Source organism: Paracoccus sp. NFXS7 (assembly GCF_040148865.1).
Lineage (GTDB): Bacteria > Pseudomonadota > Alphaproteobacteria > Rhodobacterales > Rhodobacteraceae > Paracoccus > Paracoccus marcusii.
This window is the reverse complement of record NZ_JAKEKV010000005.1, coordinates 54,582-77,770: the sequence shown is the minus strand read 5'-3', so window position 1 is coordinate 77,770 and position 23,189 is coordinate 54,582. Positions and strand designations below refer to the sequence as shown.

19 protein-coding genes are annotated in these 23,189 nt (G+C 68.8%); 17 read left to right on the top strand and 2 right to left on the bottom strand.

Annotated features, from left to right (window positions below):
- The first annotated feature begins 87 nt into the window (after positions 1-87).
- The 9 genes from map to LZ686_RS10250 all read left to right on the top strand — a co-directional run bounded on the left by map (position 88) and on the right by LZ686_RS10250 (position 11,318).
- Positions 88-837 (top strand): type I methionyl aminopeptidase, encoded by a 750-nt coding sequence (gene map / locus LZ686_RS10290; RefSeq protein ID WP_349547709.1) that lies wholly within the window; start codon positions 88-90, stop codon positions 835-837.
- 103 nt (positions 838-940) lie between these two features.
- Positions 941-1,522 (top strand): ANTAR domain-containing response regulator, encoded by a 582-nt coding sequence (locus LZ686_RS10285; protein WP_045981857.1) that lies wholly within the window; start codon positions 941-943, stop codon positions 1,520-1,522.
- Positions 1,519-2,691, top strand: a complete 1,173-nt coding sequence (locus LZ686_RS10280) for an ABC transporter substrate-binding protein (RefSeq protein ID WP_349547708.1) — start codon at positions 1,519-1,521, stop codon at positions 2,689-2,691. Before LZ686_RS10285 ends, LZ686_RS10280 begins: the two co-directional genes overlap by 4 nt.
- A 267-nt stretch (positions 2,692-2,958) precedes the next feature.
- Positions 2,959-4,263: a CmpA/NrtA family ABC transporter substrate-binding protein gene (locus tag LZ686_RS10275; protein WP_349547707.1), complete on the top strand. Its 1,305-nt coding sequence runs from the start codon at positions 2,959-2,961 to the stop codon at positions 4,261-4,263.
- 4 nt (positions 4,264-4,267) lie between these two features.
- Positions 4,268-5,155: a nitrate ABC transporter permease gene (ntrB, locus tag LZ686_RS10270; protein ID WP_349547706.1), complete on the top strand. Its 888-nt coding sequence runs from the start codon at positions 4,268-4,270 to the stop codon at positions 5,153-5,155.
- A gap of 11 nt (positions 5,156-5,166) precedes the next feature.
- Positions 5,167-5,961 (top strand): ABC transporter ATP-binding protein, encoded by a 795-nt coding sequence (locus LZ686_RS10265; RefSeq protein ID WP_349547705.1) that lies wholly within the window; start codon positions 5,167-5,169, stop codon positions 5,959-5,961.
- A gap of 5 nt (positions 5,962-5,966) precedes the next feature.
- On the top strand, positions 5,967-8,396 hold the full coding sequence (nirB, locus tag LZ686_RS10260; protein ID WP_349547704.1) for a nitrite reductase large subunit NirB: 2,430 nt from the start codon (positions 5,967-5,969) through the stop codon (positions 8,394-8,396).
- A gap of 10 nt (positions 8,397-8,406) precedes the next feature.
- A complete protein-coding gene (gene nirD, locus LZ686_RS10255) occupies positions 8,407-8,733 on the top strand; it encodes a nitrite reductase small subunit NirD (RefSeq protein WP_349547703.1) in 327 nt (108 codons plus the stop codon).
- A complete protein-coding gene (locus LZ686_RS10250) occupies positions 8,730-11,318 on the top strand; it encodes a nitrate reductase (RefSeq protein WP_349547702.1) in 2,589 nt (862 codons plus the stop codon). The genes nirD and LZ686_RS10250 overlap by 4 nt, the downstream gene beginning before the upstream one ends.
- Positions 11,319-11,322: 4 nt before the next feature.
- Here the strand turns inward: LZ686_RS10250 and LZ686_RS10245 are convergent, their stop codons facing one another.
- Positions 11,323-11,958, bottom strand: coding sequence for a TetR/AcrR family transcriptional regulator (locus tag LZ686_RS10245; protein ID WP_349547701.1), 636 nt, complete (start codon positions 11,956-11,958; stop codon positions 11,323-11,325).
- Between the two features lie 137 nt (positions 11,959-12,095).
- On the opposite strand from LZ686_RS10245, the gene hpbA reads away from it, so the two are divergent.
- The 5 genes from hpbA (at position 12,096) to LZ686_RS10220 (ending at position 18,308) form a co-directional block, all read left to right on the top strand.
- Positions 12,096-14,132 (top strand): N-methyl-L-proline N-demethylase HpbA, encoded by a 2,037-nt coding sequence (hpbA, locus tag LZ686_RS10240; RefSeq protein ID WP_349547700.1) that lies wholly within the window; start codon positions 12,096-12,098, stop codon positions 14,130-14,132.
- Between the two features lie 42 nt (positions 14,133-14,174).
- A complete protein-coding gene (locus LZ686_RS10235; protein ID WP_148911559.1) occupies positions 14,175-15,161 on the top strand; it encodes an ABC transporter substrate-binding protein in 987 nt (328 codons plus the stop codon).
- A 67-nt stretch (positions 15,162-15,228) separates the two neighbouring features.
- The gene (locus LZ686_RS10230) at positions 15,229-16,272 is read left to right on the top strand and encodes an ABC transporter permease (RefSeq protein WP_349547699.1); all 1,044 of its coding nucleotides are present in this window, start codon (positions 15,229-15,231) and stop codon (positions 16,270-16,272) included.
- Positions 16,272-17,309: a quaternary amine ABC transporter ATP-binding protein gene (locus tag LZ686_RS10225; protein ID WP_349547698.1), complete on the top strand. Its 1,038-nt coding sequence runs from the start codon at positions 16,272-16,274 to the stop codon at positions 17,307-17,309. Before LZ686_RS10230 ends, LZ686_RS10225 begins: the two co-directional genes overlap by 1 nt.
- A gap of 48 nt (positions 17,310-17,357) precedes the next feature.
- Positions 17,358-18,308, top strand: a complete 951-nt coding sequence (locus LZ686_RS10220) for a 2-hydroxyacid dehydrogenase (protein WP_349547697.1) — start codon at positions 17,358-17,360, stop codon at positions 18,306-18,308.
- On the opposite strand, the gene LZ686_RS10215 is transcribed toward LZ686_RS10220, so the two are convergent.
- Positions 18,305-19,243, bottom strand: coding sequence for a LysR family transcriptional regulator (locus LZ686_RS10215; RefSeq protein ID WP_139597990.1), 939 nt, complete (start codon positions 19,241-19,243; stop codon positions 18,305-18,307). The two genes, LZ686_RS10220 and LZ686_RS10215, sit on opposite strands and share 4 nt — an antisense overlap.
- A 119-nt stretch (positions 19,244-19,362) precedes the next feature.
- Between LZ686_RS10215 and chvE the strand changes: the two genes are divergently transcribed.
- From chvE to mmsB, 3 genes are read left to right on the top strand one after another with little or no spacing between them, the layout of a single operon-like run.
- Positions 19,363-20,418, top strand: a complete 1,056-nt coding sequence (gene chvE, locus LZ686_RS10210; protein ID WP_084693901.1) for a multiple monosaccharide ABC transporter substrate-binding protein — start codon at positions 19,363-19,365, stop codon at positions 20,416-20,418.
- Positions 20,419-20,467: 49 nt separating this feature from the next.
- On the top strand, positions 20,468-21,985 hold the full coding sequence (mmsA, locus tag LZ686_RS10205) for a multiple monosaccharide ABC transporter ATP-binding protein (RefSeq protein WP_349547696.1): 1,518 nt from the start codon (positions 20,468-20,470) through the stop codon (positions 21,983-21,985).
- 7 nt (positions 21,986-21,992) lie between these two features.
- On the top strand, positions 21,993-23,186 hold the full coding sequence (gene mmsB, locus LZ686_RS10200; protein ID WP_046001479.1) for a multiple monosaccharide ABC transporter permease: 1,194 nt from the start codon (positions 21,993-21,995) through the stop codon (positions 23,184-23,186).
- The last annotated feature ends 3 nt before the right edge of the window (positions 23,187-23,189 follow it).

Genomic DNA, 23,189 nt, shown 5'->3' with positions numbered 1-23,189 from the left:
TACTACCATACCAGTAAAGTGCCTTTTCGGGATGCCGGGTGTGGGTGCAGGCGCTATGCTGGACCGGCACCAAGGGCGGAGGGCGCGATGACGGTCACGAATCAGGCGGAGCTGGAGGGGTTGCAGGCCATCGGCCGGATCGTGGCCACGACCCTGCAGGCGATGGCCCGCGCGATGGAGCCGGGCATGACCACGCGCGAGCTGGACGGGATCGGCCGCGCCCTGCTGGACCGCGCGGGCGCGGTGCCTGCGCCCGAGGACAGCTATGGCTTTCCCGGCGCGACCTGCATCAGCGTCAACGAGGAGATCGCGCACGGCGTCCCCGGCGACCGGGTGATCGCCGCGGGCGATCTGGTCAACATCGACGTGTCGGCCTCCAAGGACGGGTTCTTTGCCGATACCGGGGCCAGCTTTGCCGTGGGCGTCGTGGCGCCCGCCATCGAGCGGCTGTGCCGCGACGGCCGGCGCGCGATGGAGGTCGGCATCGCGCAGGTGGGCGCCGACAGGCCGCTGGACGGGATCGGCAACGCCATCGGCCGCTTTGCCGCGGCGCGCGGCTATACGCTGATCCGCAACCTGGCCAGCCACGGCGTGGGCCGCGCCCTCCACGAAGCGCCCGAGGTCATCGCGACCTGGCCCACCAAGGGCGACCGCCGCCGCATCGACCGCGGCCTTGTGCTGACGGTCGAGCCGTTCCTGTCGCGCGGCGGTGTGCGCGCCGCCGAGGGGCGCGACGAATGGACCCTGTTCAGCCAGCCCCGCGCGCCCGTCGTGCAGTACGAACACACCGTCGTCGCGACCGAGCGCGGCGCGATCATCGTCACCCTGCCGCACTGAGCGTCCCCGACCGCTGCCCACGGATCGGGCAGTTCGCGCCGGCAGGCCCCGGCGGGGGCGGGCGGGGCTTGCCATCGCCCCGCGCGCGGTCGTCAGTGGCGGGATGGAGCGGCTGTCAATCATCGTGGTCGAACGCGACCGGGACCGGGCGATCAGGATCGTCGACGGGCTGCGCGCCTCCGGCGACCACCAGATCACCGTCATCGCCGAGGAGACGGGCCTGGCGCGGCGCATCGCGCAGGCGCAGCCCGACATCGTGCTGATCGACGTGGCCGACCCGTCGCGCGACGTGCTGGAGGAGCTGGCCCTGGCCTCGGGGCCGCTGGACCGGCCGGTGGCGATGTTCGTGGACCGGTCGGACGAACAGCTGACCCGCACCGCGATCGAGGCGGGCGTGTCCGCCTATGTTGTGGACGGGCTGCAGCGCGACCGGATCAAGCCGATCCTGGACGCGGCCATCGCGCGGTTCCACCTGTTCCACAAGATGCGCGCCGAACTGGCCGCCACCAAGGCCGCGCTGGAGGAGCGCAAGATCATCGACCGCGCCAAGGCCATCCTGATGAAGGCGCGCGGCATCGACGAGGAGGCGGCCTATGCCCTGCTGCGCAAGACCGCGATGGACCAGAAGCGCCGCGTGGCCGACATTGCCCAGCAGCTGGTGATGGCGGCGGGGCTGCTGACATGACCGACCGCCTGCGCCTTGGCTATGTGCCGCTGACCGATGCCGCGCCGCTGATCATCGCCCGCGAGCTGGGTTTCGCCGCCGAGGAGGCGCTGGACCTGGACCTGGTCCGCGCCGGCAGCTGGGCGCAATGCCGCGACATGCTGGGCACTGGGGCGGTGGTCGCGGCGCATATGCTGGTGCCGCTGCCCATCGCGCAGGGGCTGGGGCTGGGTCCGGCGTTCCCCGACTTGGACCTGCTGATGGTCCTGTCGCAGGGCGGGCAGGCCATCGCCGTGTCGCGGGCCATCGCCGCGCGGCTGCGCGATCAGGGCCACGGGTTCGATTTCCGCGATCCGCGCGCGGCGCGCGATGCCTTGGCGCGCGCGCATCCGGGGCCGCTGCGGGTGGGGGTGCCGTTCCCGTTCTCGACCCAGGCCGAACTGGTGCGGCACTGGCTGGACGGGACCGGGCTGGCCGCGCGGCTGTCCATCCATACCGTGCCGCCGCCCCTGATGGCCGATGCGCTGGCCGCCGAGGAGGTCGATGCCTATTGCGTCGGAGAGCCCTGGGCGTCGCGTGCGGTGGAACGCGGCGTCGGCGCACTGCTGCTGCCGGGGTCCGCCATCTGGGCTGCGCCACCGGAAAAGGGGCTGGTGATGACCCGCGCCTTTGCCGAAGGCCATCCCGACCCCACGGGCCGGCTGATGCGGGCGCTGTGGCGGGCGGGCCGCTGGCTGGACCAGCCCGGCAACCGCGGAACCGCGGCCGAGATCCTGTCGCGCCCCGACTGGCTGAACCTGCCGCCCGAACTGTGCGAACGCGGGTTGCTGGGCCGCCTGCATGTCACGCCCGAAGGCGATCTGCGCGATTGTCCGGGCTTCATCCGCTTTCACGCGCAAGGCGCGACGTTCCCGTGGCGCAGCATCGCCGCGATGCTGGGCGCGCGCCTGGCCGCGCGGCACGGGCTGGACCCCGAATGGGCGATGGCGCGGGCGGCCGCCTGTTTCCGCACCGACCTCTATCGCCGCCACCTGCGCGAGGCGGGGGCCGACCTGCCCGCGGCATCCGCCAAGGTCGAGGGCGCGATGGTCGCCCCGACCCCGGTGGCCACCGAACAGGGCCGGATGATTCTGGGCGCCGATGCGTTCTTCGACGGCCACCGGTTCGACACGGCGTTCGCGCGGCGCTGAATTCGCGGGCAGGCTGGCGCAATTCGCGGCGGTGGGCGGGGCAGGGGGGGCGGACGCGCCCCGCAGGCTTGACCGAGGCCCCGGCGCCGCGAATGATCGGGGAAAGGCGGATGCAACGGCGCACCGCGTTTGACCCCCGGCCGCAAGGATGCGGTTCCCCATCTTTCGGCAATGACGCCATCTGATCGTGCCCTGTCCGCAGGGCCGCGGCAGGTGGCCTTTCGTGTTCGTGCGCCCTGCTGCGCGCCAGTCCAAGGACCAGCCCCCATGACCCAGATCACGTCCCTGATCACGCCCCCCTCGCGCCGCCGTTTCCTGCAGGCCACCGGCGCGATGGCCACGATGGCCGCCGCCCGCCTGGCCCTGCCCGCCGGGGCATGGGCCGCCACCCCCGGCACGCCCGAGGTCACCGGCTGCACCCTGGGTTACATCGCCCTGACGGACAGCGCGCCGCTGATCATCGCGTCCGAAAAGGGGCTTTACGCGAAATACGGCATGCCCGACGTGCGGGTCGAAAAGCAGGCCAGCTGGGGGGCCACGCGCGACAACATGGCGTTGGGGTCGGCATCGGGCGGCATCGACGGCGGCCACATCCTGCGCCCCAAGGTGCACCTGTACTCCACCGGCAGCGTGATGCAGAACGGCCAGCCCCTGGCGATGTACACACTGCTGAACCTGAACGAGGACGGGCAGGGCCTGTCGGTGCGCCAGGACTATGCCGACAGCGGCGTGGGCATCGACAGCAGCCCGCTGAAGGAGATCTTCGCCGCCCGCCGTGCCGCGGGCGAGGACATCCCCGTCGCGATGACCTTCCCCGGCGGCACGCATGATCTGTGGATGCGCTACTGGCTGGCGGCGGGCGGGATCGACCCGACCCGGGACGTCGACCTGATCGTGGTGCCGCCCCCGCAGATGGTCGCCAACATGAAGGTCGGCAACATGGAAGCCTTCTGCGTCGGAGAGCCGTGGAACGAGCAGCTGGTGAACCAGGGCATCGGCTTTACCGCCGCCACGACCGGGGAACTGTGGGCGCGCCATCCCGAGAAGATCCTGGGGATGCGGGCGGATTGGGTGGACGCCAACCCCAATGCCACCGTCGCGCTGATGATGGCCGTGATGGAGGCCCAGATGTGGTGCGACCTGCCCGAGAACAAGCAGGAGATGGCCGAGATCATCGGCCGCCGCCAATGGTACAACGTCCCCGTGGCCGACATCGTCGGCCGCATCCAGGGCCAGATCAACTATGGCAACGGCCGCGACGAACTGCGCCCCGAGCTGGCGATGAAGTTCTGGGGCCGGAACGGAGAGACGTCCTATCCCTGGAAATCGCTGGATGCGTGGTTCGTCACCGAAAACAAGCGGTGGGGATACCTGCCGGGGGATCTGGATACGGCAGCCCTGGTGAACGGCACCAACCGCAGCGACCTGTGGCTGGCCGCCGCCGCGGGCCTGGGCCTGACGCCCGATTTCGGCGACAGCCGCGGGGTCGAGACGTTCTTCGACGGCAAGGCCTTCGATCCGGCGAACCCCGACGCCTATCTGGACGCGCAGTCCATCAAGGCGATGGTGTGATCCGATGAACGTCACAGCCCTCAAGCGCAAGCTGGACCTGACCCCGAAACCCGCAGCCCCCGTCGTGGCGCTGCCCCCCCGCAGCACCCCCCGCCGGGCCGCCTGGCGCAAGCGCGGCCAGGCGCTGGCCGCCGGCGTCCTGCCCCCCCTGGCCGTGCTGGTCGTGCTGCTGACGATCTGGCAGGTCAGCGCATCGGGCGAGGGCAGCGGCCTGCCCACGCCGGTCCAGGTCTGGATCGACAGCGGCTTTCTGATCCTGGAGCCGTTCTACGTCTATGGCACCCAGGACATCGGACTGGGCTGGCGCGTGCTGACCTCGCTGGAGCGGGTGGCCTATGGCTTTGGCCTGGCCGCGGTGGTGGGCGTGCTGACCGGCGCGGTCATCGGACAGTCGGCGCTGATGATGCGCGGCTTCGATCCGATCTTTCAGATCCTGCGCACGGTGCCGCCCCTGGCCTGGCTGCCCATCAGCCTGGCCGCCTTCATGGACAGCGGGCCGTCGGCGATCTTCGTCATCTTCATCACCGCGATCTGGCCGGTGATCATCAACACCGCCGCGGGCGTGCGCGCCATCCCGCAGGATTACCGCAACGTCGCCGCCGTGCTGCGCCTGAACCAGATCGAGTTCTTCTGGAAGATCATGGTCCCCGCCGCCGCCCCCTACATCTTTTCGGGACTGCGCATCGGGGTGGGCCTGTCCTGGCTGGCCATCGTCGCGGCCGAGATGCTGACCGGCGGCGTGGGCATCGGCTTCTTCATCTGGGACGCGTGGAATTCGTCCCGCCTCAGCGACATCATCGTGGCCCTGGCCTATATCGGCGGCACGGGCTTCATCCTGGATCGTCTGGTCGGCTGGATCGGACGCGTCGTCTCTCGCGGCACGGCCGCGTAAGGGGAATGACCATGAAATACCTGTCCATCGAACACCTGTCCAAATCCTTTGTGAACGGGTCCAGGACGGCGCATGTGCTGTCCGACATCACCCTGACGATCGACAAGGGCGAATTCGTCAGCATCATTGGCCATTCCGGCTGCGGCAAGTCGACCCTGCTGAACCTGGTCGCCGGCCTGACCGACGTGACCCGCGGCGCGATCACCCTGGACGGGCGCGAGGTCAACGCGCCGGGCCCCGACCGGGCCGTGGTCTTTCAGAACCACAGCCTGCTGCCGTGGCTGACGGTCTATGACAACGTCAAGCTGGCCGTGACCAAGGTCTTCGGCCGCACGAAGACCCGCGCGGAACGCCACGACTGGATCATGCAGAACCTGGACCTGGTCCAGATGAGCCATGCCGCCGACAAGCGCCCGGCCGAGATCTCGGGCGGGATGCGCCAGCGGGTCGGCATCGCCCGCGCCCTGGCGATGGAGCCCAAGGTCCTGCTGCTGGACGAACCCTTCGGCGCGCTGGACGCGCTGACCCGCGCGCATCTGCAGGACGCGGTGATGGAGATCCACGCGCGGCTTGGCAACACCATGATCATGATCACCCATGACGTGGACGAGGCCGTGCTGCTGGCCGACCGCATCGTGATGATGACCAACGGCCCCGCCGCCACCATTGGAGAGGTCGTCACCGTCGACCTGCCCCGCCCGCGCGACCGCATCCGGCTGGCCAGCCAGCCCGATTACGTGCGCGCCCGGGAATCGGTCCTGCGGTTCCTGTACGAACGCCACCGCTTTGTCGAAGCCGCGGAGTAGGCATCATGGCACGAAAATTGGTCGTCATCGGCGCGGGCATGGCCTCGGGCCGGATGCTGGAGCATCTGTTCGACATGGCCCCCGGCCAGTGGGACGTCACCCTGTTCAACGCGGAACCGCGCGGCAACTACAACCGGCTGATGCTTTCGCCGGTCCTGTCGGGCGACAAGACCTATGACCAGATCGTCACCCACGACGACGCCTGGTACGCGGCGCAGGGCGTCACCTGCCGGTTCGGCGAAAGCGTGACCGCCATCGACCGCGACGCGCGGGTCGTGCAGGGCGCGAACGGGCCCGTGCCCTATGACGCGCTGGTCATCGCCACCGGGTCGGCACCCTTCATCATCCCGCTGCCGGGGCACAAGCTGTCCGGCGTCGTCGCCTATCGCGACCTGGAGGACACCAACGCGATGATCGCCGCCAGCCGCCCCGGTGCCAGGGCAGTCGTGATCGGCGGCGGTCTGCTGGGGCTGGAGGCCGCCGCCGGCATGGCCGCGCGCGGCGCGGAGGTCACCGTGATCCATCTGATGGGCCACCTGATGGAACGCCAGCTGGACCCCGCCGCCGCCTATCTGCTGCAACGCGACCTTGAGGGGCGCGGCATCCGCGTCCATTGCAAGGGCGCGACCAAGGCGATCCTGGGGACCGATCGCGTGGAGGCCGTGCTGCTGGAGGACGGGACCGTCTATCCCGCCGATCTGGTCTGCATGGCCGTGGGCATCCGCCCCGAGACGCGGCTGGCCAACGATGCGGGTCTGGAGGTCGCGCGCGGCATCACCGTCGACGACCACATGCGGACCAGCGATCCGGCGATCTTTGCGCTTGGCGAATGCGTCGAACATGACGGGCAGCTGTTCGGCCTGGTCGCGCCGCTTTACGATCAGGCCCGCGTTCTGGCCGCGACGCTGGCGGGGCAGGATGCCGCGTTCCAGCCCGTCCAGACCGCGACCAAGCTGAAAGTCACCGGCTGCGACCTGTTCAGCGCGGGCGATTTCGCAGATGCGCCGGGACGCGAGGACATCGTGTTCCGCGACCCCGGCCGCGGCATCTACAAGCGCCTGATCCTGGAGGGTGACCGCCTGATCGGCGCCGTCATGTATGGCGACACGGCCGACGGGGCATGGTTCTTCGACAAGATCCGCAGCGGGGCCGACATCACGGCGGATCGCGATACGCTGATCTTTGGTCCCGCATTCGCCGGGGGGGCCCAAGCGGACCCTCTGGCAGCCGTTGCAGCCTTGCCGCCTGAGGCGGAGATCTGCGGCTGCAACGGCGTCTGCAAGGGACAGATCACCAGGGCGATCGAGGGCGGCGCGCACAGCCTGGACGCGGTGCGGGGCCTGACCAAGGCCAGCGCCTCATGCGGGACCTGCACGGGGCTGGTCGAACAGGTCATGGCGCTGACCTTGGGCTGCGGCTTCGCGGCGAACGCCAACCCGCCGATGTGCAAATGCACCGACCACACGCATGAGGACGTGCGCCGCCTGATCAAGTCGATGGGCCTGAAATCCATCCCGGCGGTGATGCAGGACCTGGGCTGGCGCACGGTCGGCGGCTGTGCCTCCTGCCGCCCGGCGCTGAACTATTACCTGATCGCGGATTGGCCCACGGAATACCGCGACGACCGGCAGAGCCGTTTCGTCAACGAACGCAACCACGCCAACATCCAGAAGGATGGCACCTATTCCGTCGTCCCCCGCATGTGGGGCGGCGTCACCACCAGCGCGGAATTGCGCGCCATTGCGGACGCCGCTGACCGATACGCGGTGCCGATGATCAAGGTCACCGGCGGCCAGCGCATCGACCTGCTGGGCGTCCGGAAGGAGGATCTGCCCGCGATCTGGGCCGATTTCAACGATGCCGGGATGGTGTCGGGCCATGCCTATGCCAAGGGTCTGCGCACGGTGAAGACCTGCGTGGGCGAACAGTTCTGCCGCTTTGGCACGCAGGATTCGACGGGTCTGGGCATCCGGCTGGAGAAGCTGCTGTGGGGGTCGTGGACGCCCGCCAAGGTCAAGCTGGGCGTGTCGGGCTGTCCCAGGAACTGTGCCGAGGCGACCTGCAAGGACATCGGCATCATCTGCGTCGACAGCGGGTTCCAGATCAGCGTGGCGGGCGCCGCCGGCATGGACGTGCGCGAGACGGTGCCCCTGCTGACGGTCGCGACCGCCGACGAGGTCTGCGACGTCACCGCCGCGTTCGTGCAGCTGTACCGCGAGAACGCCCGCTATCTGCACCGCATCTACAGATGGGTGGACAAGGTGGGGCTGGACTGGTGCCGCGATCAGGTGGCGGATGCCGGGACGCGTGCCGCGTTGGTGGCGCGGTTCGCGGAAAGCCAGGCGATCTATCAGACCGACCCCTGGGCGGATCACGCCGCCCGTCCCGCCGAATGGGCCCCCGTGGCCGACCTGACCCTGAAGGCCGCCGAATGAGGACCGTCGCATGAGCATGATCGACATCGCCGCACTGGACGACATCCCGCCGCAGGGCGCGCGCGTGGTCCGCACCCTGCACGGTTGCGTGGCGGTGTTCCGCACCGCCGACGACCGGGTCTTTGCGCTGGACGACCGCTGCCCGCACAAGGGCGGCCCCCTGTCCGAGGGTATCGTGCATGGCACACAGGTCACCTGCCCGCTGCACAACTGGGTGTTCGACATGGCCACCGGACAGGCGCAGGGCGCGGACGAGGACCGCGTCGTCACCCATCCCGTCCGGGTCGAGGGCGGGCGGATCTGGCTGGATGCCCACGCGCTGAGGCGGGCGGCATGACGATCCGGACCACCTGTCCCTATTGCGGGGTCGGCTGCGGGGTGCTGGCCACCCCGGACGGGCAGGGCGGGCTGACGGTCCGGGGCGACCCGGACCACCCCGCGAACCGCGGCCGCCTTTGCGTCAAGGGTGCCGCCCTGGGCGAGACCGTCGCCACCCAGGGCCGCCTGCTGACCCCGCGCATCGACGGGATCGAGGCATCCTGGGACCGCGCGCTGGACCTGGTTGCCGACCGCTTTGCCGCGGCGGTGCGCGATCACGGGCCAGATTCGGTGGCCATGTATGTCTCGGGCCAGTTGCTGACCGAGGATTACTATGTCGCCAACAAGCTGATGAAGGGTTTCATCGGCAGCGCGAATATCGACACCAACAGCCGCCTCTGCATGGCGTCCAGCGTCGCGGGACACCGCCGGGCCTTTGGCAGCGACACCGTGCCGGGCCTTTACGAGGATCTGGAGCTGGCCGATCTGGTCGTGCTGACCGGGTCGAACCTGGCCTGGTGCCACCCGGTCCTGCACCAGCGGCTGATGGCCGCCAAGGCCGCGCGACCCGACATGCGCATCGTCGTCATCGACCCGCGCCGCACCGCGACCTGCGAGGGGGCCGACCTGCATCTGGCGATCGGGCCGGGGGCGGACGCGCATCTGTTCAACCTGCTTCTGTGCCATCTGTTCGACACGGGCCGGATCGACGCAGGGTTCATGCCCCATGTCACGGGGCTGGACGTGGCGCTGAGCGCGGCACGCCGCGCCGACCCGGCCGCCACCGGCCTGGAGCCGTGTGACCTCTCCGCGTTCCTGGAGATGTGGGCGGCGACCAACCGGGTCGTCACCGTCTATTCCCAGGGCATCAACCAGTCCGACACCGGCACCGACAAGGTCAATGCGATCCTGAACTGCCACGTGGCGACGGGCCGCATCGGGCATCCGGGCATGGGCCCGTTCAGTGTCACCGGCCAGCCCAACGCCATGGGCGGGCGCGAGGTCGGCGGCCTGTCGAACATGCTTGCCTGTCATTTGGAGTTGGAGAACCCCGACCACCGCGATGCCGTCCGGGCATTCTGGGACGCGCCACGGATGGCCGCGCGTCCGGGCCTGAAGGCCGTCGACCTGTTCCACGCGGTCGAGGAGGGGCGCATCAAGGCGCTGTGGATCATCCACACCAACCCTGCCGTCACCATGCCCGACGCGGACCGCGTGGCCCGCGCCATCGCCGCCTGCGATTTCACCGTCGTCAGCGAGGCCTGGCCCGACACCGACACCGCGCGGCTGGCCCATGTGCTGCTTCCGGCGACGGCATGGGGCGAAAAGGACGGCACGGTCACCAATTCCGAACGCCTGATCAGCCGCCAGCGCGCCGCCCTGCCGGCGCCGGGGCAGGCGCGGCCCGATTGGTGGGCGGTGGCGCAGGTGGCGCACCGTATGGGGTTCCGCGGCTTCGGCTGGACCGAGCCTGCGCAGATCTTTGCGGAACATGCCGCCCTGTCGGGCGTGGCGGGCGCCCTGGGCTGTGATTTCGACATTTCGGACCTTGCGGGCGCGGATTACGAGGCGTTGGCGCCCGTCCACTGGCCCCAGGGGCCCGCGCAGCGTGCGGGGCGGTTCTTTGGCACGGGGCGGTTCCACACGCCGGACGGGCGGGCGCGGATGGTGCCGGTCACGGCCCGGCTGCCCGATCACCCCGTGGGCCGGATGCTGCTGAACACCGGGCGCACGCGGGACCAGTGGCACACGATGACCCGGACCGGCCTGTCGCCCCGCTTGGCGCGGCACCTGGCGGAACCGTATCTGCAGCTGCATCCGGACGATGCGGGCCGCCTTGGTCTGGCCGCCGCCGATCTGACGCAGGTGGACAGCCCGCAGGGCCGCGCCATCCTGCGCGTGATGATCAGCGACGCCGTGCGCCCCGCCCACCCCTTCGCCCCGATCCACTGGAGCGGGCAGAGCGCATCGGCCGGGCGCATCGACGCGCTGGTCGCGGGGCAGGTCGATCCCGTCTCGGGCCAGCCGGCCAGCAAGGCGGCGGCGGTGACGGTGGGGCGGTTCGCGGCCGCGTGGCACGCGTTCCTGGTCAGCGACGCGCCGGTTTCGCCGGACTGCGCCTATTGGGCGCAAAGCCGTCTGCCCGGCGGCTGGCAGGTCGAGATGGCGGGCACCCGCGCCCCCGACGACTGGCAGGACTGGGCGCAGCGGCTGCTGGGCTTGGGCGCGCCGGCCCAGCAGATGGGCGATCCGGCGCGCGGTCTGCACCGGATGGCCTTTCACCGCGACGGCCGGCTGGCGGCGGCGCTGTTCGTCGGCCCCCGGCCCGTCGCGCTGTCGCGGTCGCACCTGGCCGCGATGCTGGGCGGGGCCCCGGCGGGCGCGCTGGCCGGGCGGCCCCGGTCGGACATGCCCGATCCGGGCGCGATCGTCTGTGCCTGCCTTGGCGTGGGGGTGAACACGATCCGTCAGGCGATCGGGCAGGGATGCGCCGGCGTCGCGGCCCTGGGCCAGGCCACCGGTGCGGGCACGAATTGCGGATCGTGCCGCCCCGAACTGGCGGCCCTGCTGGCCGGCGCGGCGCGGCTGCAGGCGGCGGAATAGCCGCCTATGCCGCCCCGTCGCGTCGGAGCCGCGCGTTGAAGCGGGCGATCTCGCGCGGTTCGGGGGCGGCGCCGGTATAGATCTGGACATAGGACGGGATGCGCGACAGGCGGGTTTCGATGTCCTCGGACGACTGCATCGAGATGTAGCCGATCTGGACCAGATAGATGGTGCGCGCGCGGACATCGGCCGACATCGGGTCATGGCCCCAATGCGCCATCATCCGCGTCAGCGCGGCGATGCGCGTGGCATCGGCGACCGTGACGCGGTCGGCCACCGACTGGTCCTGCAACGCCCAGCTGCGCACCGCGAATTCCAGCCGCGAATCAAAGACGCCCGGTGTCAGGAAACAGCACAGGACGTTCAGCATCGCCTCGGCCTGGGTCTCGGCATACTGGCGCGTTGCCGCGATCAGGGGCACCGTGGTCCGTGCGTGCCAGCCATCCAACAGGGCCGCCAGCAGCGCCTCGCGGTCGTGAAAGAACCAGTAGAAGCTGGTGCGCGACAGGTTCAGCTGGCGTGCCAGAGGCATGATCTTGACCGCGTCCACGCCGCCTTCGATCAGCGCGCGATAGCCCGCCTCCAGCCAGCCGTCCCGCGATCCCCGCCAGCCCGCGCCGGCCATTTCCTGTGCATCCATGCGGGAACCCTAGGCGGTGGCCGCAACCCCTGCAAGACATCACTCCGCCCAAAGTATGCAGTGCTGTCTTTTTATTTGACACAGGTGAACATTTTGCGCCGTATGACCCTGATCGGTTTCCCCAACGGCAGGCACGGATGTCCCAAGACCCCCTTCTGCAGCCCTATCGGCTGAAACACCTGACCCTGCGCAACCGGATCATGATCACCAGTCACGAACCGGCCTATCCCGAGGACGGGATGCCCAAGGATCGCTATCGCGCCTATCACGTCGAACGGGCCCGGGCGGGGGTGGCGCTGACCATGACGGCGGGGTCGGCGGCGGTGTCGCGCGACAGCCCGCCGGTCTTCAACAACATCCTGGCCTACAAGGACGAGGTCGTCGGATGGATGCGCAAGCTGGTCGATGAATGCCACGACCACGGCGCGGCGGTGATGATCCAGCTGACGCATCTGGGCCGGCGCACCCGGTGGGACAAGGGCGACTGGCTGCCCGTGGTGGCCCCCGGCCACGAACGCGAGGCCGCCCACCGCGCCTTTCCCAAGCGGATCGAGGATTGGGACATAACCCGCATCACCCGCGATTTCGCGGATGCCGCCGAACGGATGCAGGCCGCGGGCGTCGACGGGATCGAGCTGGAGGCCTATGGCCACCTGCTGGAACAGTTCTGGTCGCCCCTGACCAACGACCTTGAGGCACCGTGGGGCGGCAGCCTGGAGAACCGCCTGCGCTTCACGATGCAGGTGCTGGGCGCGATCCGCGACCGCTGCGGGCCGGATTTCATCGTCGGCCTGCGCTATACCGGCGATCAGGTGCTGGCCGGCGGCATGGGCGCCGAGGAGGGGTTCCGGGTGTCGCATCTGCTGAAGGACAGTGGGCTGGTCGATTTCCTGAACGTGGTGCGCGGCCATATCGACACCGATGCCGGGCTGACCGACCTGATCCCGGTGCAGGGCATGCGCAACGCGCCGCATCTGGAATTTGCGGGCCGGATCCGGGCCGAGACGGGGTTTCCGACCTTTCACGCCGCCAAGATCCCCGACGTCGCGACCGCGCGTCACGCCATCGCCGCGGGCTTGCTGGACATGGTCGGCATGACGCGGGCGCACATGGCCGACCCGCATCTGGTGCGCAAGATCATCCAAGGCCGCGAGGATGACATCCGCCCCTGCGTCGGCGCCAACTATTGCCTGGACCGCATCTATCAGGGCGGGCTGGCCTTCTGCCTGCACAATGCCGCGACCGGGCGCGAGGAGACGATGCCCCACGACATCCCGCCCGCATCCGACAGGCGCCGCGTGACCATCGTGGGCGCCGGTCCCGCCGGGCTGGAGGCGGCGCGCGTGGCCGCCGAACGCGGGCACGCCGTGACCGTCTTCGAGGCCGCGGACAAGCCAGGCGGCCAGATCCGCCTGACCGCCCAGCAGGAGCGGCGGCGCGAGATGATCTCGATCATCTCGTGGCGGATGGCGATGTGCGAAAAGCACGGGGTGTCGTTCCGCTTCAACAGCTATGCCGAGGTGGACGACGTGCTGGCCACCGACCCCGACGCGGTGATCGTGGCCACCGGCGGGCTGCCCCATACCGAGGTGCTGGGCGCGGGCAACGACTTGGTCTGTTCGGCCTGGGACATCCTGTCGGGCGATGTGAAACCGGGCCAGGACGTGCTGATCTTTGACGACGCGGGCGACCATGCGGGCCTGCAGGCCGCCGACGTCATCGCCGCCACGGGCGCGCGGGTGGAGATCGTGACCCCCGACCGCGCCTTCGCCCCCGAGGTCATGGCGATGAACCTGGTCCCCTACATGCGCAGCCTGCAGCGCCGGGACGTGACCTTCACCGTGACCTGGCGCCTGGTGTCGGTGGTGCGCGACGGCAATCGCCTGCGCGCCACGCTTGGCAGCGACTATGGCGACATGACCCGCGAAAGGCTGGTCGATCAGGTGGTGGTGAACCATGGAACGCGGCCGCTGGACGATCTGTATTTCGACCTCAAGCCCCTGTCGCGCAATCTGGGCGCGGTCGATTACGACGCGCTGATCGCGGGCGGGGCGCAGGATGTCGCCGCGAACCCCGACGGGCGGTTCCGCCTGTTCCGCATCGGCGACGCGGTCGCCGCCCGCAACACCCATGCCGCGATCTATGACGCGCTGCGGCTGGTCAAGGACCTTTGACGGGCCATGGCGCCCCAACCGACATCAACCGGGAGACTGACGATGAGACATCTTCTATCCATGACGACCCTGGCCCTGGGTACCGCGCTTGCGGTGCCCGCCGCGGCGCAGGACGCACCGGGGACCTGCGGTGATCTGTCGATCGCGCAGATGGGCTGGACCTCGGCCGAGATCATCACCGAGGTGGCCAAGTTCCTGCTGGAGCAGGGCTATGGCTGCGACGTGACGCTGGTCAAGTCGGACACCATCCCGGCCATCACCTCGGTCGCCGAGAACGGAGAGCCGGACATCGTCACCGACCTGTGGCTGAATTCGGCCGGAGAGGCCTATACCCGGCTGGAGGCCGAGGGCACCATGGTGACGCTGGCAAACGTCCTGGACCCGGGCGGGATCGAGGGCTGGTGGATCCCCACCTATCTGGCCGAGGCGCATCCCGAACTGACCACCATCCAGGGCGTGCTGGACAATCCCCAGCTGGTGGGGCGGTTCAACAACTGCCCCGAAGGCTGGGGCTGCCGCGTGGTCAGCGACAACCTGATCCGCGCGCTGGACCTGGAGGGTGCGGGCATCGAGGTGTTCAACCACGGCTCGGGCGAAACGCTGGCATCGTCGATGGGATCGGCGGTCAGCGCGCAAGAGCCTTGGTTCGGCTATTACTGGGGCCCCACCGTGCCGCTTGGCAAGTACGACATGACCCGGATCGATCTTGGCGGTTATGACGAGGCCAAGTTCACGCCGCTGCAGAACCCGAACGCGCCCGACCCGCAGGTGTCCGATTTCCCCGAGGCGCCCAGTGTCACCGCCGTCACCGCCGCCTTGGTGGACGAGCAGCCCGAGGTGGTCGAGTTCCTGCGCAAGATGACCTTCAAGACCGACGAGCTGAACACCCTGCTGGCCTGGCAGGACGAGAACAGCGCATCGGCCGAGGAGGTGGCGGTCCATTACCTGACCACCAATACCGACGCCTGGTCCGGCTGGCTGTCGGACGAGGCCAAGGGCAAGCTGTCGGCCCTGCTGGGCCAGAACTGACCGGCGGGCCGGGCCCGGGGCGATCCCCGGCCCGGCCTGGCGGACGCGCATTCATCGGGGGACTGACATGGCGACCTATGACGGGCTGTTCGACGCCCTGGGGCTGAGGGCATGGTGCGACGCGGGCGGCGGAGGGGGCGGGCCGATGTCGATGGCCGACCTGATGGCGCGGGCATCGGGCGGTTCGGCCGCGCCGGCGGGATCGTGGTGGGACCTGCCGCTGCCGTCGCTGAACAACCTGCACGCGGCCTGCGGTGCGATCTGGCAGACGCGCGACCTGACCCTGGGTCTGGAACGTGCGTTCCTGTCGGCGCGCGACGCGCTGCGCATCGTGCTGGACCCGGTGACCCAACCGCTCAGCTGGATGCTGCGCCAGATGATCTGGCTGATGGTGGCGACGCCGTGGTTCATCATGCTGCCCCTGCTGCTGGCCGTGACCTGGGCGGTGGCGCGGTCCTGGCGCGTGGTCGGGCTGGTGGCGCTGTCCCTGGGGTTCCTGGCCTTCGTTGACCATTACACCGAGGCGATGCAGACGCTGGCGATCATCTTCGTCTGCGCCTTCATCTGCGTGCTGATCGGGGTGCCGGTCGGCATCGCCATGTCGCGCAGCGCCGCGCTGCGCGGGATCGGCACGCCGGTGCTGGACATGCTGCAGACGCTGCCGGCCTTCGTCTATCTGATCCCGCTGATCTTCCTGTTCAGCGTGACCGAACCCAAACTGTACGGCATCGCGATCATTCTCTATGCCATCGTTCCGGTCATCCGCCTGACCGACCTGGGCATCCGCCTGGTCGATCCCGACGTGATCGAGGCCGCCGACGCCTTCGGCATGACCCGCGGGCAGAAGCTGTGGCGCGTCCAGATCCCGCTGGCCCTGCCCAACATCATGGCGGGCGTGAACCAGACCATCATGATGAGCCTTGCGATGGTGGTCATCGCGTCGCTGGTCTCGGCGCCGGGCCTGGGCGTGCTGGTGCTGCGCGGCATCCGCAACCTGGAACTGGGCGTGGGGCTGGTGGCGGGCTTCGGCATCGTGCTGCTGGCCATCATCCTGGACCGCGTGACCAAGGCATCGCTGGCGCGCATCGACGTCAGCCGGGACGGCCGCTGATGGATGCCCCGGTCAAGATCCGTATCCGCAATCTGTACAAGATCTTCGGCAGCAGGCCCGCCGCGGTGCTGCCGCAGGTGCTGGAGGGCCTGTCCAAGCCCGACCTGCTGGCGCGCCACAACCACGTGCTGGGCCTGCGCGACATCAACGTGGACATCCGCGAGGGCCAGATCACCGTCATCATGGGCCTGTCCGGGTCGGGCAAGTCCACGCTGATCCGCCACCTGAACCGGCTGATCGAACCCACCGCCGGAGAGGTGCTGGTCGACGGCGACAACATCCTGACCTGGAACGAACGCCGCCTGCGCGACCTGCGGCGGCGGACCATGTCGATGGTGTTCCAGAAATTCGCGCTGCTGCCGCATCGCACGGTGCTGGACAACGCGGGCATGGCGCTGCTGACGCAGGGGGTGCCGCGCGCGGGATACGAGGCCGACGCCCGCGCCTGGCTGGACCGGGTGGGCCTGGGCGGATACGGCGCGCATTTCCCCCACCAGCTGTCGGGCGGCATGCAGCAGCGGGTGGGCATCGCGCGGGCGCTGACCTCGAACGCGGGGATCATGCTGATGGACGAGGCGTTCTCGGCGCTGGACCCGCTGATCCGCACCGACATGCAGAACCTGCTGCTGGAACTGCAGGCGGAACTGCACAAGACCATCGTCTTCATCACCCACGACCTGGACGAGGCGCTGAAGCTGGCCGATCACCTGGTCATCCTGAAGGACGGCCAGGTGGTCCAACAGGGAGAGCCGCAGGGCATCCTGCTGAACCCGGCCGATCCCTATATCGAGGCGTTCATCGCCGACATCAACCGCGCCCGCGTGCTGCGCGTGCGCTCGGTCATGACGGGGCCGGGCGATGGCGCATCGTCGGGTCAGGTGGATGCGGACGACACGCTGGAAAGCGTGATCGCCCTGTCGCGCGGCGCCACGGCGCGGCGTTATCAGGTGATGCGCGACGGGCAGGTGGTGGGCATGGTCGACATGGGCGCGGTCATCCGCGCGCTGGTCCCGCCGCAGCGCATGGGTGGCGATTGACGGCCGCGCGGTGCATGCTGGCGCCCGAACCGCCAGAAAGAGAGCCCGATGAAGCCCGACGTCCTGATGCTGTCCCCCACCCGCCCCGACGCCCAAGCCCGCCTTGAACAGCAGTTTACCCTGCACCGTCTGGACCTGGCCGACGACAGGCCCGCCTTTCTGGCGCGCCACGGCGCCGCCTGCCGGGGCATGGTCGCGATGGGGCACACGAGCGTCGACGCGGCCCTGCTGGACCAACTGCCCGCGCTGGAGATCATCAGCTGCGGGTCGGCGGGCTATGACGCGTTCGACGTCGATGCCATCGCGCGCCGCGGCGTGGCGCTGACCAACGCCTCTCCGGCGCTGGCGCAGGAGGTCGCGGACATGGCGCTGCTGCTGGCGCAGATGGGCTGGCGCAACGTCGTGGCCGCCGATGCCTGGGTCCGCAACGGCGATTGGGCGCGCAAGGGCGCGTTCCCCCTGCAGCGCAGCTTTCGCGGGCGCAGGCTGGGCATCGTGGGCATGGGCACGATCGGCCACAAGATTGCCGAACTGGCCAGCCAGCAGGGGTTGCAGGTCGCCTATTGGAACCGCCGCGACAAGGATGCGGGCTATCCGTTCCAGCCCGACCCGGAACAGCTGGCGCAGGACAGCGACATCCTGATCGCCATCGTGGCCGGGGGGCCGGACACGCAGGGGCTGATCTCGGACCGGGTGCTGCGCGCGCTTGGGCCGGACGGGCTGTTCGTGAACGTCGCGCGCGGGTCGGTGGTGGACGAACCCGCGCTGATCGCGGCGCTGCAGGACGGGGGCCTTGGTGCTGCTGCGCTGGACGTGTTCTGGTCCGAACCCGACCCCGATCCGCGCCTGACCGCGCTGCCCAACGTCACCCTGTCGCCGCATCAGGGGTCGGGCACGGTCCAGACGCGGGACGCGATGGCGTCGCTGATCGTCGACAACCTTGAGGCGCATTTCGCGGGACAGCCGCTGATCAGCCCGGTGGACCTGTCGCGGCCCTAATCGGCGGCCAGGGTCTTTTCGATCACCTTCTGGCGCACGCGCCGCGCCAGCCGCGACAGCGGCCGGCGCCGAAGGTTCAGCAGGTAATAGGGGTCCACGCGGATCTCGCGGGGCTGGGCCAGCAGCGCGAACCCCGCATGGACGGGCGGCCGCATCAGCAGCTGCGCCACCTCCTCCGAGACCGAGGCGATGGCGTCGCTGTTCGCCAGATAGGCGATGGTGAACAGGATCGACGGGCTGTTGACGATGTTGCGCGGCTCGGCCAGGCCCACGGCGGCGAAGGCCTCCATCGTGGCCTCGCGGATGGGGGCGCCGCGGCTTTGCATGATCCATTCGTGGTCATGCAGCTCGGTCAATGTCACCATCGGGGCGCGCGCCATCGGGTGATCGGCGCGCACGCAGAAGGTCACCTTCTCGTCGCGCAGCGGCAGGATCTCGAAATCGCGGCTGTCGAATTCCGGCAGGATCCGGGCCAGCGCGAAATCCATCTGCCCCGTGGTCAGATGGCCCAGCAGTTCGCGCGACGGCATCACGTCGACGGTGATGTCGGCCTCGGGCGTCTCCTTCTTGATTTCGCGGATCGAGGCCATCAGATAGCCGACCGCGGGCCCGGTGACCGCGCCCACATGCACCGACCCCGCCTGGCCGCCGCGCAGGGCGTGGACGTCGGCCGACATGCTGTGCATCTCGCGCAGGATCACGCGGGCGCGGCGCAGGACGGTGCTGCCGATCTCGGTAGGCGACATGCCCTTGGGCTGGCGTTCGAACAGCGGGGCGCCGAACAGGCGCTCGACCTCGGCCAGCATCCGCGATGCGGCGGGCTGGGTCATGGCACAGTTCGCCGCCGCCTGCCGCAGCTGCCCGCTGTCGGCGATCTCCAGGATCAGGCGCAGCTGCGCGGGTTTCAGATAGGACCGTGCGGGAATCTCGGACATGCGTTTTCCGGTATGTTGAAGGTCGCAAATCTCATTTTACTGATAACCCGTCGCTTTGCTATCGTCCTGTCGGGAGCATTCGAGAGGGGCGGCGCCACGGCGCCGAAAGGGAGAATCACATGAGACTGAACACCGCCGCGATCGCGCTGGCGATCGGAACGTCGTGGCTGGCCTTCGGCGCCGCGGCCCAGACCGTGGGCATCTCGATGCCCACGCAATCGTCGGCCCGCTGGATCGACGACGGCAACAACATGGTCCGCCAGTTCCAGGAGGCCGGCTATGAGACCGACCTGCAATACGCCGAGGACGACATCCCCAACCAGCTGGCGCAGGTCGAGAACATGATCACCAAGGGCGTCGACGTCCTGGTGATCGCCGCCATCGACGGCACCACGCTGTCGAACGCGCTGGCCAATGCCGCCGCGTCCGACATCAAGGTCATCGCCTATGACCGCCTGATCCGCGACACGCCGGATGTCGATTATTACGCGACCTTCGACAACTTCTCGGTCGGCGTCGAGCAGGCCAATTCGCTGGTCGCGGGCCTGGAGGAGCGGTTCCCCGACGTGAAACCCTGGAACGTCGAGCTGTTCGGCGGCAGCCCGGACGACAACAACGCTTACTTTTTCTACGACGGGGCGATGTCGGTCCTGCAGCCGCTGATCGACGACGGGCGCATCGCGATCCCGTCGGGCCAGATGGGCATGGACACGGTCGGCACGCTGCGGTGGGACGGATCGGCCGCGCAGGCGCGGATGGATAACCTGCTGTCGTCGAACTATACCCAGGCCACCGTGCATGGCGTGCTGTCGCCCTATGACGGGCTGTCCATCGGCATCCTGTCGTCGTTGAAGGGCGTGGGTTACGGGTCGGGCGATCAGACCATGCCCATCGTCACCGGCCAGGACGCCGAGGTCCAGTCGGTCAAGTCGATCCAGGCCGGAGAGCAGTATTCCACCGTTTTCAAGGATACCCGCGAACTGGCCCGCGTCACCGTGGGCATGGTCGATGCCATGCTGAAGGGCACCGAGCCCGAGGTGAACGACACCGAGACCTATGACAACGGCGTCAAGGTCGTGCCGTCCTATCTGCTGGAGCCGGTGCCGGTCGACGCCTCGAACTGGGAGCAGATCCTGGTCGAGAGCGGCTATTACACCCCCGAGCAGTTGCAGTGACACCAGCCGGACCGTCCCCCGCGGGGCGGTCCCCATCCGGGGCAGGGCCATGACAGACCTTCTGGAAATGCAGGGGATCAGCAAGACATTTCCCGGCGTCAAGGCGCTGGACGATGTCAGCCTGACCGTCGCGCAGGGCGAGATCCACGCCATCTGCGGAGAGAACGGCGCGGGCAAGTCCACGCTGATGAAGGTGCTGTCGGGCGTCTATCCCACCGGCAGCTATGACGGGCGGATCGTCTTCGACGGCCAGCCCGTCGATTTCCGCACCATCCGCGACAGCGAGGATCGCGGCATCATCATCATCCACCAGGAACTGGCGCTGGTGCCGCTGCTGACCATCGCCGAGAACATCTTCCTTGGCAACGAACGCGCCACCCGCGGCGTCATCGACTGGCCCGAGACGTACCGCCAGACCGAGGCCCTGCTGGCCAAGGTCGGCCTGCGCGAGACGCCGGGCACCATCGTCGACACCCTGGGCGTGGGCAAGCAGCAGCTGGTCGAGATCGCCAAGGCCCTGTCCAAGAACGTGCGCCTGCTGATCCTGGACGAACCCACCGCGGCCCTGTCGGAAAGCGACAGCCAGGCCCTGCTGGACCTGCTGCTGGAGCTGAAGGGCCAGGGCGTCACCAGCATCATCATCAGCCACAAGCTGAACGAGGTGCGCCGCGTGGCCGACAGCGTTACCGTGATCCGCGACGGCGCCACGATCAGCACGCTGGACGCGCGTCAGGGCCTGACCGAGGACCGCATCGTGCGCGACATGGTGGGCCGGGACATGGCGCATCGCTATCCCGACCGCGACCGCCGCGCCGGAGAGGTGCTGTTCGAACTGCGGGGCTGGAACGTCTGGCATCCCGAACAGCGCGATCGCCAGATGATCCGCGACCTGTCGATGACCGTCCGCGCCGGAGAGGTCGTGGGCATCGCCGGGCTGATGGGGTCGGGCCGGACCGAGCTGGCAATGAGCGTCTTCGGCCGCAGCTATGGCCGCGACATCGCGGGACAAGCGCTGGTCCGGGGGCGTCCGGTGGACCTGTCCACCGTCGACCGCGCCATTGCCGCAGGGCTGGCCTATGTCACCGAGGACCGCAAGACGCTTGGCCTGATCCTGGACGAGACGATCCGCCGCAACACCATCCTGGCCAACCTGGACGGCGTCGCGCGCCGCGGCATCGTGGACGAAAGCCGCGAGACCGAGGTGGCCGAGACCTATCGCCGGCAGCTGCGCATCCGCACCCCGTCGGTGTTCCAGAAGGTCATGAACCTGTCGGGCGGCAACCAGCAGAAGGTCGTCCTGGCCAAATGGCTGTTCACCGATCCCGATGTGCTGATCCTGGACGAACCCACGCGCGGCATCGATGTGGGCGCGAAATACGAAATCTATAGCATCATCAATGACCTGAGTGCCGCCGGCAAGGGCGTCGTCATGATCTCGTCCGAGATGCCCGAGCTGCTGGGCATGTGCGACCGCATCTATGTGATGAACGAGGGCCGCTTCGTGGGCGAACTGACCGCGGATCAGGCCAGCCAGGAAGCGATCATGTCGCTGATCGTCAGGGAATAGAAAGGACATGGCCGTGGAACAGACGGACCGCGCGCCGGGCATCGGCATCGGCGACTACATCATGCGGCACATCCGCGAATACGGACTGCTGTTCGCGCTGATCGCGATCATGGTCTTCTTCCAGATCGTGACGGGGGGCGTACTGCTGCGCCCGGTGAACATCACCAACCTGTTCCTGCAGAACAGCTATATCATCATCATGGCGCTTGGCATGCTGCTGGTGATCGTGTCGGGCCATATCGACCTGTCCGTGGGGTCGGTGATGGGGTTCGTCGGCGCGCTGGCGGCTGTGATGATCGTCACCTGGGGCATGCCGGTCTGGGCCGCGATGGCGATCTGCCTTGTCATGGGCATGGCGATCGGCGCGGTGCAGGGCTATTTCGTGGCCTATTGGAAGATCCCGTCCTTCATCGTCACGCTGGCGGGGATGCTGGTCTTTCGCGGGCTGTCGCTGTGGCTTCTGGCGGGGCAGTCGGTCGGACCGTTCCCGGCGAACTTCCAGCTGCTATCGACGGGGTTCATCCCCGACATCCTGGGCATCGGGCGGCCGAACGGGCTGGCCATGGCCGTGGGCGTGATGGCGACGCTGCTGATCGTGTGGCTGGGCCTGCGCACCCGCGCCCGCAACGCCCGCTATGGCATTGAGGACGAACCCTTCGCCCTGTTCGTGCTGCGCAACGCCATCGTCGCCGCCGCGCTGCTGTTCGTGACGTGGAAGCTGGCCTGGTTCCGCGGCCTGCCCAACGTGCTGCTGTCGATGGTGGTGCTGACGGTGATCTATGTCTTCCTGACCGAACGCACGACGATCGGGCGGCGCATCTATGCGGTCGGCGGCAATGCCAAGGCCGCAAAGCTGTCGGGCATCCGCACCGAACGGCTGACCTTCCTGACCTTCGTCAACATGGGCCTGCTGGCGGCGCTTGCGGGCCTGATCTTCGCGGCGCGCCTGAACACCGCCACGCCCCGCGCGGGTTTCGCGGTCGAGCTGGACGTGATCGCCGCGGTCTTCATCGGCGGGGCGTCCATGTCGGGGGGCGTGGGCCGCATCGTGGGCGCCGTGGTCGGCGCCTTCATCATGGGCGTGATGAACAACGGCATGTCCATCATGGGCATCGGCATCGATTACCAGCAGGTGATCAAGGGCCTGGTCCTGTTGGCCGCAGTGTTCTTCGACGTCTACAACAAGAACCGCGAGGTCTGATCC

What these genes read in the sequence shown, in the direction of transcription:
- map (WP_349547709.1), top strand. Translation starts at nt 88, where the DNA reads ATGACGGTCACGAATCAGGCGGAGCTGGAGGGGTTGCAGGCCATCGGC.
- LZ686_RS10285 (WP_045981857.1), top strand. Translation starts at nt 941, where the DNA reads ATGGAGCGGCTGTCAATCATCGTGGTCGAACGCGACCGGGACCGGGCG.
- LZ686_RS10280 (WP_349547708.1), top strand. Translation starts at nt 1,519, where the DNA reads ATGACCGACCGCCTGCGCCTTGGCTATGTGCCGCTGACCGATGCCGCG.
- LZ686_RS10275 (WP_349547707.1), top strand. Translation starts at nt 2,959, where the DNA reads ATGACCCAGATCACGTCCCTGATCACGCCCCCCTCGCGCCGCCGTTTC.
- ntrB (WP_349547706.1), top strand. Translation starts at nt 4,268, where the DNA reads ATGAACGTCACAGCCCTCAAGCGCAAGCTGGACCTGACCCCGAAACCC.
- LZ686_RS10265 (WP_349547705.1), top strand. Translation starts at nt 5,167, where the DNA reads ATGAAATACCTGTCCATCGAACACCTGTCCAAATCCTTTGTGAACGGG.
- nirB (WP_349547704.1), top strand. Translation starts at nt 5,967, where the DNA reads ATGGCACGAAAATTGGTCGTCATCGGCGCGGGCATGGCCTCGGGCCGG.
- nirD (WP_349547703.1), top strand. Translation starts at nt 8,407, where the DNA reads ATGAGCATGATCGACATCGCCGCACTGGACGACATCCCGCCGCAGGGC.
- LZ686_RS10250 (WP_349547702.1), top strand. Translation starts at nt 8,730, where the DNA reads ATGACGATCCGGACCACCTGTCCCTATTGCGGGGTCGGCTGCGGGGTG.
- LZ686_RS10245 (WP_349547701.1), bottom strand. Translation starts at nt 11,958, where the DNA reads ATGGATGCACAGGAAATGGCCGGCGCGGGCTGGCGGGGATCGCGGGAC.
- hpbA (WP_349547700.1), top strand. Translation starts at nt 12,096, where the DNA reads ATGTCCCAAGACCCCCTTCTGCAGCCCTATCGGCTGAAACACCTGACC.
- LZ686_RS10235 (WP_148911559.1), top strand. Translation starts at nt 14,175, where the DNA reads ATGAGACATCTTCTATCCATGACGACCCTGGCCCTGGGTACCGCGCTT.
- LZ686_RS10230 (WP_349547699.1), top strand. Translation starts at nt 15,229, where the DNA reads ATGGCGACCTATGACGGGCTGTTCGACGCCCTGGGGCTGAGGGCATGG.
- LZ686_RS10225 (WP_349547698.1), top strand. Translation starts at nt 16,272, where the DNA reads ATGGATGCCCCGGTCAAGATCCGTATCCGCAATCTGTACAAGATCTTC.
- LZ686_RS10220 (WP_349547697.1), top strand. Translation starts at nt 17,358, where the DNA reads ATGAAGCCCGACGTCCTGATGCTGTCCCCCACCCGCCCCGACGCCCAA.
- LZ686_RS10215 (WP_139597990.1), bottom strand. Translation starts at nt 19,243, where the DNA reads ATGTCCGAGATTCCCGCACGGTCCTATCTGAAACCCGCGCAGCTGCGC.
- chvE (WP_084693901.1), top strand. Translation starts at nt 19,363, where the DNA reads ATGAGACTGAACACCGCCGCGATCGCGCTGGCGATCGGAACGTCGTGG.
- mmsA (WP_349547696.1), top strand. Translation starts at nt 20,468, where the DNA reads ATGACAGACCTTCTGGAAATGCAGGGGATCAGCAAGACATTTCCCGGC.
- mmsB (WP_046001479.1), top strand. Translation starts at nt 21,993, where the DNA reads ATGGCCGTGGAACAGACGGACCGCGCGCCGGGCATCGGCATCGGCGAC.